Below are 10092 nucleotides of genomic sequence, written 5' to 3' on the forward strand. Positions count from 1 at the left end.
GAGGTAATGGCAGTCGCCGCCCCAGTCTCCGACCTCGCTGACCGCGCGACCGACTGCGCCGACCGGCTGCGCGAGGCTGACCGGGTGCTGCTCGCGTCCCACATCGACGCCGACGGGATCACGAGCGCCGCGGTCGCGTCCACCGGGCTCGCCCGGGCGGGGATCGACCACGAGGTCGTCTTCGAGAAGCAGCTCGACGCCGACTCGATCGCCGGAATCGCCGCCCGCGACTTCGACGTGGTGCTGTTCACCGACTTCGGCTCCGGCCAGCTCGACGCCATCGCCGACCACGAGGACCGCGGCGACTTCGTCCCCGTCATCGCTGACCACCACCAGCCCGCCGACCGCGACACGCGGTACCACCTCAACCCCCTCTTGGAGGGGATCGACGGCGCGAGCGAGCTGTCGGGTGCCGGCGCGAGCTACATCCTCGCCCGCGCGCTGGAGGGCCCCGACGGCGACAACCGCGACCTCGCCGCGCTCGCCGTCGTCGGCGCGGTCGGCGACATGCAAGACTCGGCGGACGGGCTCGTCGGCGCCAACGAGTCGATCGTCGCTGACGGTGTCGACGCCGGCGTCCTCGACGCGCAGACCGACCTCGACCTGTACGGCAGACAGACCCGCCCGCTCCCGAAGCTGCTGGAGTACGCCTCCGACGTGGACATCCCGGGGATCTCGAACGACGAGGCGGGGGCCATCTCCTTCCTCACCGACCTCGACCTCGACGTGAAACGCGACGGGGAGTGGCGGCGCTGGGTCGACCTCGACGGCGGGGAGCGACAGGCCCTCGCGTCGGCGCTGATGCGCCGCGCGGTCGCCTCGGGCGTCCCGTCCGAGCGGATCGAGGCGCTCGTCGGGACCTCCTACACGCTGGTCGACGAGGAGCCAGGCACCGAGCTTCGTGACGTCAGCGAGTTCTCGACGCTGCTCAACGCGACCGCCCGCTACGAGCGCGGCGACGTCGGCCTCGCGGTGTGTCTCGGCGACCGCGGCGACGCGCTCGCGGAGGCCCGCCGGCTGCTGCGCACGCACCGGCGGAACCTCTCCGAGGGCCTCCAGTGGGTCAAAAACGAGGGCGTCACCCACGAGGAGCACCTCCAGTGGTTCGACGCGGGGTCGCGCATCCGCGAGACCATCGTCGGCATCGTCGCAGGGATGGCGGTCGGCTCCCCCGCGGTCGACCGATCGAAGCCGGTGATCGCCTTCGCCGAGGAGAGCGCCGAAGAGCTGAAGGTGTCCTCGCGCGGCTCGCATGCGCTCGTCCGCAAGGGGCTCGACCTCTCCGCGGTGATGCGCGAGGCGAGCCGATCGGTCGGCGGCGACGGCGGCGGGCACGACGTGGCCGCGGGCGCGACCATTCCTATCGACGAGCGCGACGCGTTCCTCGCCGCGGCCGACCGGATCGTCGGCGAGCAGCTCTCTTGAACGCCGTCGGCTCCCCGACTGTTCACTCGCCGCCCGTTCACTCCCCGACCGTCCGGCGAACCCAGCCCGACGCGCCGCTCGGGACCGGGCCGGACGCCTCGCTGGTCTGGCGGGTCCCCTCGCCGTCGACCGCGCGGACGACGACCTCGTGTTCCCCGGCGGGCTCGAAGGCGTGGCGCCACTGCCGCCAGACGTCCGCGTCGGGCAGCGCGTCGGAGAGCTCGGCGTCGGCCCACGAGTCGCCACCGTCGGTCGACACCTCGACGCGCTCGACGCCGGGCGTCCCGGCGTAGGCGTGGCCGGCCAGTTCGATCCGGCCGTCGCCGAGTTCCGTGATCCCCTCGTCCCAGAGCTTGGCCACGGTGGTCACCTCGCCGGTCCCCTCCCAGCCGCGCTCTTCCCAGTAGCCGTCGTCCTCGACGTTCAGCAGTTCGATTTCCGAGAGCCACTTCACGTTTGTCTCGCCCCAGTGGCCCGGGATCAGCACCCGGACCGGGTGGCCGTGGCTCGTCGGGAGCTCCTTGCCGTTCATCCCCCACGCGAGGAACCCCTCGGCGAGTATGTCCACTGGGAACTGAACGTAGTACCCGTCCTCGCCGCGCAGCATCGCGCAGTCGCAGTCGCCCTGCGGGTCCACAGATTCGAGCAGCGGCCGGATCGGCGTCCCCGTCCAGACGGCGGTGCCGATTCGGCGCCCGTTCAGGTCCTCCCCGACGCACCGCAGCGTCACCGCGCGGTTCTCGGCGGGGCGCTCGATCAGCTCGTCGAAGTCGACCGTCCGCTCGGAGCCGGTCTCGCCGGTGAACGTCAGCGACCACTCCTCGGCGGTGACCTCCGGGTCGAACTCCGCGATGTCGACGTTGTAGAACTCGCCGATCGGCGTCACCATCTCCTGGAGCCCGTCGCTTTCGACCGTCAGCGACGCCGAGTCGAGTTCTCGGAGCCGCGCGGCTGCGCCCTCCGACCGCGGGGCGTTGGGGAGGGGATCGTCGGCCGACGCGAGCGCCCGCCGGCCGACGACGGTCGCGGCGACGAACCCGAGCGCGCCGGCGACGACCCCGAGCGTCTGGCGGCGCACCGCGTCGACGACCGCCGGCGAGCCCCTCACTGTGCCGGTGTCACCTCCGGACGGGGTCGCGGACGACGGCAACCACCCGATCCCGACGACGACCGCCGCGGGGAGCGCCGCGCCCAGCGCACCCGTCGAGACGCCGGTCAAGCCGGCGGCAAGCAGCCAGGATCCCCCACCCGCGATCGCGGCGCCGACTGCTCGCCGATCGGTGCGCACGGCGAGCCGAAGGCCCGCGAACGCGACCGTCCCGAACAGTCCGACGGCGATCGCGAGCGCCAGCGCGATGTGGATCAGGTGGCCCGCCTCGCCGAGCGTTTCGATCGTCGCCGTCACGATCGGTCCAGGAGTCAGGTTGACGACGGTTTGGTCGATCGGCCTGACGACGAACGACGGCGTCCACCCCGCGACGAGGTACGAGCCGGCAATCGCGGCCGCGCCGGCCGCCGCGGCGAGAAGCGGTTCCCGTCGCTCGGTAACGTTGATCACGGTCAGGGTTAGGGCCGCAGTAACTTGAACTGCGGCCTCGGCCGAAACCGCTACAGTACCGTCGGCGTCGCCGGAGTACGCACAGCCGTGACGGCGAGAAAAGCGATCGGAACGAGCGCTGCGAGCGATCGCAGGGAGGGGGCGGCGTCGCGTTAGGCCTCGCCGAGGTCGCGGAACATCGCGCGGTAGTCGTCGGTCGACAGCGACTCGCCGAGGTCGTCGATGTCGGCGTCTAAGTCCTCCAACCGGTCGACCAGGTCGGCGTAGGCCTCGTTCTCCTCGCGCTGTGCGGCCGGTTTCTGTAGGCTGAGAACCGCGCGTTTGCTGGCGAGCGCGGCGGCCTCCTGGACGAGGTCGTCGTACTCGCTGCGCGTCAGGAGTGTGTCGATGGCCGCGAGCAGCTTCGAGCGGCTCACCGGCTTGGTGAGGTAGAGGTCGAACCCCATGTCGATGATGTCGAAGTCGGGTTCGACCGCAGTGACCATCGCCACGCGACAGTCGTACCCCTCCTCGCGGATGTGTTCCAAGACGTCGTCGCCGCTCCCGTCGGGGAGGCGGCGGTCGAGGAGCACCACGTCGACGCCGCCGTCGACGCGATCGATCGCCTCGGCGGCAGTCTCCGCCACGTCGACGGCGTACCGCTCCTCTAAGAAGCCGGCGTACAGCGCCGCGATGTCTGGCTCGTCCTCCACGACGAGCACCGACGGATCGCTCACCGCCGATCACCGCCGAGGGCGACCGGACACGCTTCACCGGGCATACACGAATGGGCGGCGTGTCGAGAGATAAAACTGTCGCCGTCCGTTCGCCCGATGTGCTCAACCGTCTTTTATGTACCCTGGCTGCCAAAGGGGAGACGAATGTCAGAACTCGTCTCCACCGGGGTCGAGGGGCTCGACTCCATTCTCACCGGCGGCATCACCGAGCGGTCGACGGTCCTCGTCTCCGGCAACCCGGGCACCGGCAAGAGCATCTTCGGCATCCAGTACCTCCATCACGGCGTCTCCGAACACGGCGAGCGCGGCGTCTACGTCTCCTTCGAGGAGGACGAGGCCGACATCCGCGGCGCGGCCGCGTCCGTCGGCTTCGAGGGGTTCGACGCGATGGTCGACGACGGCGACATCGTCATCCTCGACAAGCGGGAGATGTTACGCGAGACCGACTTCTCGACCGCGGTCGACCGTCTGCTCGACACGGTCGAGGACGGCGATTTCGACCGGCTCGTTCTCGACTCGCTGTCGATGTTCCAGTTGTTCTTCGACGCCGAACAGGAGAAGCGCACCTACCTGCTGAAGTTCTCGGACATCCTCAAGGCGAACGGGCTCACATCCCTGCTCATCAACGAGCAGGGCGCCGTCTTCCCCGACACGGAGGTCAGCTTGGAGAACTTCCTCACGGACGGGAACATCTACTTTATCCAGACGCCGACCGACTCCGGGGTCAACCGCTACGTCTGGGTGGCGAAGATGCGGAAACAGGACATTGACACCGACATCTTCCCGATGGAGATTGGGCAGGGTGGGATCACGGTCCATGAGCGCGCTGGCGGGTTCTCGATGATGGGCGGCTCCGACGACCAGCCCTCGTTCTAACCCTCGCAGCGCGGCTGCGTCGATCGCGACCCGGTGACGCTCTTTCGATCGCGGCACGATCGACGGTCTTCCGATCGCCGCCGCCGCCCAACGCTGATCACTTTCGCGATGAGAGGTCGCGCCAGACGTCGTCGAGGCGGTTCTTCACCGCCGACCGCTCCTCCACCTCGACGGTGAGTCCGTCGCGGAAGTCGACCTCGACCCCATCGACCTTCCGACGGTACACCTTCACGCGCCGGTGTTCGTCCGAGAGCGGGCGGTCGTGTAACTCCAGTAGATCGGCCTCCTCCAACTCGTTGATCCGTCGGTAACACGTCGCGATCGGGACGTCCAACTGGTCGCTGAGGTCCTGCGCCGACTTCGCGTCGCCCGTCGCCGTCAGGATGTCCGTGTTGTATTTGTTACCGAGTACGGTAATCAGATTGTCCCCCACCATTCACGTTATCGAGATTGATTTTGTGTCTTATAACGGTACCGGTGATTGTCTCGATCGCCGAATGGCTCGATCCGGCGGCCGGGACGGGGACCGCGACCGCTTTAGCGGTCCGGACTGCTGACCCGTGTTATCGCCGCTGATACCCGCTCCCGTGGGTTTATGACCAGTGTTCGAGCAGAGTGGGTATGGAGCTTATCGAGGGGTTGTACTTGATGACGACCACCGTGCTGGCCGGCGCGAGCGCGACGCTGGTTGCGTTCGCCGTCGCAGCGTACCGGTCGTCCGGTCGCACGGCGATGGCGTACCTGGCTGTCGGCTTCGGACTCGTCGTCGTCGCGGCAGTCGGGACGCCCGCGGCCGCCTTCCGGACCGAGTTCGCCGACCCCGAGGCCCTCCTCCTCGTCAACACCGGGCTGCTGGCGGCGTCGATGGCGCTCGTCGCCGGGAGCCTCGCGGTGTACGAGCCGGGGACGCGCGAGTTCGTGATCCCCGAGTCGGAGCTGTCGCGTCTGCGCGATCGGTGACAGTCGGGTCCGAGCCCTAACCCCCCGCGTCGCCGCCGAATCGATCCTAAGCGAACGCCGCGAAACTGGAAGCGTACCCCGCTCCCCGACGCCCTTTTGCGTTCTCGGTCCGTAACGATCTCGATGACAGATCGCTGTCGAAACGGCGGCGCGACCGCGAGCCCGCGACCGGTTCCGCGGCGGCGCCGACCCGGTGAATCGCCCCGAGGCTCGGGGCGTCGACGATGACGGCTGCCGACGCCCGCGGGGGTCGCTCGCCGGTCGCGCGCCTCTCGGATCTCGCCGCGCGCGCCGGCGTCGGCGCCGGGGTCACGGTGCTCGTGAGCGTCCTGCCCGTCGTCGGGCTGGTCGCGCCAGCGGTCGGCGCCGGCGTGGCGAGTTGGACCGACGACGCGGAGCGCCCCCGCGGCCCGAAGATCGGGGCCGCCACGGGCGCGCTGGTCGCGCTGCTGTCGCTGCCGCTGACGTTCTTTGCGGTGTGGGTCGCCGCCGCGGTGTCGCCCGCGGCGACCGTCGGCGTGCTCGCGCTCACGCTGTTCGGCGCGGCGTACGTCGTCGGCAGCGGCGCGCTCGGCGGCTACCTGGCGGACCGGATCGCCGCCGAGCGCGATACCTCGCCGGCGGACGCCGACCGCGAGGCGCCCGCGACGCCGATCGAGCGCCTCAAACACCGCTACGTCGAGGGCGATATCTCCGACGCGGAGTTTGAGCGCCGCCTCGACCGACTGGTCTCCGCCGACCGCGACCGAACCGACTCGGCGTCTCGACGCGAGTCGCTCAAGACGACTGCCCCCGAGCACGAGCGCTGAAACGGCCTCGGGGGGATCGCTCTTTCGAACGGCGTCGTTGACACTCGGTATTCTCTCCTTCTCGCTTGTCACGTCTCGCCCGACGCGGTCGCCGCTCGTTCGCACATCGGATTCGTGATGGAGACCGGTCGGTACCGCCGCTGCGCCGCAGATCTAGATCTGATACTCTCTCGCCGAAGTCGTTGATATATTCTGTAACTAAACTACTCAAAATAACCCGAAAATCGCACGACTTGACGTGTTTATCAACTCGGATAACCGGGAACGTGATCTTAAGTAGGAAATCCACTTCGCTATCGATAACGCCCGCCGGGCAGGCCGGGGGCCGACGCAACACAACCAATGTTCGAAACCATACTGGACGAGGAAGAGCGCGGGCAAGTGGGGATCGGGACCCTCATCGTGTTCATCGCGATGGTGCTGGTGGCGGCGATCGCCGCCGGCGTCCTGATCAACACGGCCGGGTTCCTCCAGACGCAGGCAGAAGCAACGGGCGAAGAGAGTACACAGCAGGTGAGTGACCGGCTCCAAGTCGTGAGTCAGTCCGGAACGTTCGACGATAATCAAGGAGACGGACAGATCGTCGAACTGGACTTCGTGCTCGCTCAGTCGCCAGGCGCGTCCAATGTCGACCTGAGTGAGACCTCAGTCGAACTTATTGGAGAGAGTGGGCAGGAGACATTCACACTGAGTAAGGCTGGTTCCGACGGGACCGACATTGATATATTTAAAGGAGAAAATAGTGTCGTCTTCACTGATAGCAGTGACCGCGCCCAAGTGACAATTGGGCTTGACGCGGGTAGTGGTCTCGTTAGTAACAATGCCGGTGACAGTCCTTACGTTCTCGAAGAGGGCGACTCATTAACAGTAACGTTCACTACGCCGTCGGGTGCGACGACGACAAGTGAAATCCGCGTGCCCAGCACCGTCGTTAGCGATTCAGTGAGGCTATAACAATGTTCGAATTCATTACCAACCCCGAGGAGCGCGGTCAGGTGGGGATCGGGACCCTCATCGTGTTCATCGCGATGGTGCTGGTGGCGGCGATCGCCGCCGGCGTCCTGATCAACACGGCCGGGTTCCTCCAGACGCAGGCAGAAGCAACGGGCCAAGAGAGTACTGACCTCGTCTCCGAACGGATCGACGTGACAAGCGAGGTCGGGGTCGTTGGTTCCCCGAGCCCTGGTGAGTTGAGCGAAGTCCGGCTGGGCGTTTCGGGCGCTCCCGGCGCTGATCAAATTGACCTGACAGAAACAACCATCCAAGCGGTCGGCCCTGGTGGACAATCGAACCTCGTGTTCACGAGCTCTGCGTCCGGTCCGTTGACCCAGGTCTCTGTGCCGCAGCTTGATGCCGGACAAAGTAGTGTCGACGTGACGGTGAACTACGATAACATCGACGCATTCGACGCGGATGACTCCGGCCAGAAACTAGTCGTCGAGTATGGTGGTGGTGAAACGACGGAAATAACAGGCTCGAACTTTGACGGACAAACGATTATCTTCAACGGCGATAGCAGTGTCGATAATGAACTCTCTGCGTCACTCAGCCAAGGTGACACTGTTTCTGTCGATCTTAAAGACACTAACGGTGGCAGCAGCGTTCTCAACGAAAAGGCTACTCAAACGGTTGATCCGGTTCAGCTTGAGGTAGGCGATGTTTCGCCCGGTTCTACCGCCACTGTGAGTCTCACCTACACAAATATCGAATCGATGACTGATTCGGATTCTAGCCAAGAGCTGCTGATTGAATACGATGCAGACGACAATGGTGATGGTGTTGACTCAACGACAACGGTAACGGAAGCCGACTTCAGCGGTGGTTCGGTGGACATCAATGCTGTTGATGCTAGCAGTGGTGGTGATGCTAGTGGTAATACTAGCATTGATACCCAAGACGCTTCCACTCCCGGCAGCTTCTCTGCGGACGACACACTCACAGTCACTCTGACTGACAGCAACGGTGACACCGTTGGTAGTACTACGGAGACGGTTGATGACACTAACCCCGCACAAATCATCCAAAATAGTGCGGCTGAGGCGACAAAAATCTTCACCGACAGAGTCGGTACTCTCGGTCCGAACGAGTTCGCCATCGGTTCGGACGGTAACTTCCGAACTTCGGCGGTGCTCAACGAAGAAAGAGATTTCACCATCCTCATCAACCCCGACGCTGGTGCATTAGAAGACACGGACAATAACGAGGCGTTCGGTGAGAGCGACTCCGCCACGCTCGATATCGTCTCGCCCTCCGGCGCGACGACGAGCGTTGAACTCCGTGCACCTGACCTCTTCAACAAGAACGGTGAAGCTGTCCGGCTCTAACGACTCTCGAATCACCTGCTAACCGCTTTGGCGGAACCGATCCGCCCGCAACACCTATTTTACGGCGCGCGCTACCACAACTCATGAGTGACCACGACGCGCCCGCGGCCGACCCGGACGCGCCGCCCGCCGACCCCGAGGAACTCGACTTCACCGATGACGAGAACGTCGTTGAAATCGAGGAGGGCCGGTACGTCGTCGGGACGAACGGCCGCCCCAACGTCGGGCGCTCGCAGGACGACCGCCGGCCGCCGCCGGACGACGCGGCTCCTCCTGCCGACTCGGGCGAGTTCACGGCCGCGGAGCCCGCGAGTCCGGATGACCGCCGCCCCGCCGGCGACGACCCGCGGGCGAGCGCCGCCGGTCGCGGCGCCGAGGACCGCGGCCAGCGACAGGCGAGCGGACAGGACCGTGCCAGCAAACGGGGGCGGCCCGGCAGGCGGGAACGTGCCGGGTCAAGTCCGGGCGAGCAGCAGGCACCGTCCGGCGCGGACGCGGTCGACCGGCAGGCGGTGAGCCGGTGGCTGGCGACCTCCTTCGACGACGACGGCTTCGACTACGGTATCGACGCGACGCTGCACGCAAACGGCGACACCACCCGCCAGCGGACCGTGTCGAACGACGTGACGGCGACGTTCGACACGTTGATCTCGTGGTTCGCCTCCAATGCGGGGCCGAACTCGCCGACCCCGGAGGCGATCGGGTTGCTGCTCGCGGCCTCCGAGACGACAGTCAACCTGCCGCCGGTGGTGATCAAGCGGTTCGCCGCAAACCAGGGGCTCACGGCGAGCGATAGTATCGGCGACCTCGTGCGCGCCGCTGAGGAGGAAGGCGGCTTTCAGATTGAGTGAGCCCCGTTGGGGCCGGTTCTCAGCACAGGTTCACACCATCACTTCAACGCGAGCGTTGATTAATTACAGAGCGCAGATACTGTTGTAGAAGGCTTACAACGCCCGAACTACCTCGGCGTTTGAACGGGTCGCATCCACTGGTTGAGGTCGCTGACGGTTTCTTGACTCACATGGACCCACGTCTGGCCATTCCAGGTCTCTTCGACACGCTGCCAGTGGTCATTCGACTGTGGAATGAACCGCACTCGATGGCGGGTTCCTGCGTGGTCAGTAAACTCGAGAACTTGTTCACACCGAGTTGACGACGTCATTGGCTGTGTTGGAGTCGCAGTACTTTGTGGAGCTGTACATTCAGTTTGTGAAGCGCTGTCGACCGTCGCTGTATTGCTGTCTGACATTTATTCACCGGAGGGAATCTCTCAATCATACCCTCCACCCCGCTCGGGGGGTACAAACTACTTTTGTACAGGCGGCCGAGGCGACTGCCCCGGGGCTTGACCCCGGGGTTGAAGCCGACAGCATTATTATGCTTAAGACAGTATAATTCAGTATGGGACAGATGGAATGCTATCC

General features: G+C 65.7%; 10 protein-coding genes. 7 read left to right on the forward strand and 3 right to left on the reverse strand.

Annotation, left to right across the window (positions count from 1 at the left end; all coding sequences use genetic code 11):
- Positions 1-6: 6 nt before the first annotated feature.
- Positions 7-1425 carry a DHH family phosphoesterase gene (locus tag Z052_RS03300; protein ID WP_094579681.1) on the forward strand — a complete coding sequence of 473 codons (1419 nt, stop codon included), beginning with the start codon at positions 7-9 and terminating at the stop codon, positions 1423-1425.
- Positions 1426-1462: 37 nt separating this feature from the next.
- Here Z052_RS03300 and Z052_RS03305 read toward each other — a convergent pair whose 3' ends face one another.
- Both Z052_RS03305 and Z052_RS03310 read right to left on the reverse strand, forming a co-directional pair.
- Positions 1463-2983: a molybdopterin-dependent oxidoreductase gene (locus Z052_RS03305; protein WP_094579682.1), complete on the reverse strand. Its 1521-nt coding sequence runs from the start codon at positions 2981-2983 to the stop codon at positions 1463-1465.
- 152 nt (positions 2984-3135) lie between these two features.
- Positions 3136-3699, reverse strand: coding sequence for a HalX domain-containing protein (locus Z052_RS03310; RefSeq protein WP_094579683.1), 564 nt, complete (start codon positions 3697-3699; stop codon positions 3136-3138).
- A gap of 144 nt (positions 3700-3843) precedes the next feature.
- Here Z052_RS03310 and Z052_RS03315 point away from each other — a divergent pair, with 144 nt between their 5' ends.
- On the forward strand, positions 3844-4575 hold the full coding sequence (locus Z052_RS03315) for an ATPase domain-containing protein (protein WP_099288813.1): 732 nt from the start codon (positions 3844-3846) through the stop codon (positions 4573-4575).
- A gap of 97 nt (positions 4576-4672) precedes the next feature.
- Here the strand turns inward: Z052_RS03315 and Z052_RS03320 are convergent, their stop codons facing one another.
- Positions 4673-5011 (reverse strand): helix-turn-helix domain-containing protein, encoded by a 339-nt coding sequence (locus Z052_RS03320; RefSeq protein ID WP_094520321.1) that lies wholly within the window; start codon positions 5009-5011, stop codon positions 4673-4675.
- 185 nt (positions 5012-5196) lie between these two features.
- Here Z052_RS03320 and Z052_RS03325 point away from each other — a divergent pair, with 185 nt between their 5' ends.
- The 5 genes from Z052_RS03325 (at position 5197) to Z052_RS03345 (ending at position 9519) form a co-directional block, all read left to right on the forward strand.
- Positions 5197-5535 carry a hypothetical protein gene (locus tag Z052_RS03325; protein WP_099288814.1) on the forward strand — a complete coding sequence of 113 codons (339 nt, stop codon included), beginning with the start codon at positions 5197-5199 and terminating at the stop codon, positions 5533-5535.
- Positions 5536-5759: 224 nt separating this feature from the next.
- Positions 5760-6344, forward strand: a complete 585-nt coding sequence (locus Z052_RS03330; protein WP_099288815.1) for an SHOCT domain-containing protein — start codon at positions 5760-5762, stop codon at positions 6342-6344.
- Positions 6345-6686: 342 nt separating this feature from the next.
- Entirely contained in the window at positions 6687-7298 is a 612-nt protein-coding gene (locus tag Z052_RS03335; RefSeq protein WP_099288816.1) for an archaellin/type IV pilin N-terminal domain-containing protein, read from the forward strand.
- A gap of 2 nt (positions 7299-7300) precedes the next feature.
- Positions 7301-8668 (forward strand): archaellin/type IV pilin N-terminal domain-containing protein, encoded by a 1368-nt coding sequence (locus tag Z052_RS20850; RefSeq protein ID WP_241897881.1) that lies wholly within the window; start codon positions 7301-7303, stop codon positions 8666-8668.
- A gap of 83 nt (positions 8669-8751) precedes the next feature.
- A complete protein-coding gene (locus Z052_RS03345) occupies positions 8752-9519 on the forward strand; it encodes a hypothetical protein (RefSeq protein ID WP_099288817.1) in 768 nt (255 codons plus the stop codon).
- Positions 9520-10092 lie beyond the last annotated feature (573 nt).

Origin of the sequence: Halorubrum sp. C191, from assembly GCF_002727095.1 — an archaeon.
Classification (GTDB): Archaea; Halobacteriota; Halobacteria; order Halobacteriales; family Haloferacaceae; genus Halorubrum; species Halorubrum ezzemoulense.

What these genes read in the sequence shown, in the direction of transcription:
- Z052_RS03315 (WP_099288813.1), top strand. Translation starts at nt 3,844, where the DNA reads ATGTCAGAACTCGTCTCCACCGGGGTCGAGGGGCTCGACTCCATTCTC.
- Z052_RS20850 (WP_241897881.1), top strand. Translation starts at nt 7,301, where the DNA reads ATGTTCGAATTCATTACCAACCCCGAGGAGCGCGGTCAGGTGGGGATC.
- Z052_RS03330 (WP_099288815.1), top strand. Translation starts at nt 5,760, where the DNA reads ATGACGGCTGCCGACGCCCGCGGGGGTCGCTCGCCGGTCGCGCGCCTC.
- Z052_RS03300 (WP_094579681.1), top strand. Translation starts at nt 7, where the DNA reads ATGGCAGTCGCCGCCCCAGTCTCCGACCTCGCTGACCGCGCGACCGAC.
- Z052_RS03325 (WP_099288814.1), top strand. Translation starts at nt 5,197, where the DNA reads ATGGAGCTTATCGAGGGGTTGTACTTGATGACGACCACCGTGCTGGCC.
- Z052_RS03335 (WP_099288816.1), top strand. Translation starts at nt 6,687, where the DNA reads ATGTTCGAAACCATACTGGACGAGGAAGAGCGCGGGCAAGTGGGGATC.
- Z052_RS03320 (WP_094520321.1), bottom strand. Translation starts at nt 5,011, where the DNA reads ATGGTGGGGGACAATCTGATTACCGTACTCGGTAACAAATACAACACG.
- Z052_RS03345 (WP_099288817.1), top strand. Translation starts at nt 8,752, where the DNA reads ATGAGTGACCACGACGCGCCCGCGGCCGACCCGGACGCGCCGCCCGCC.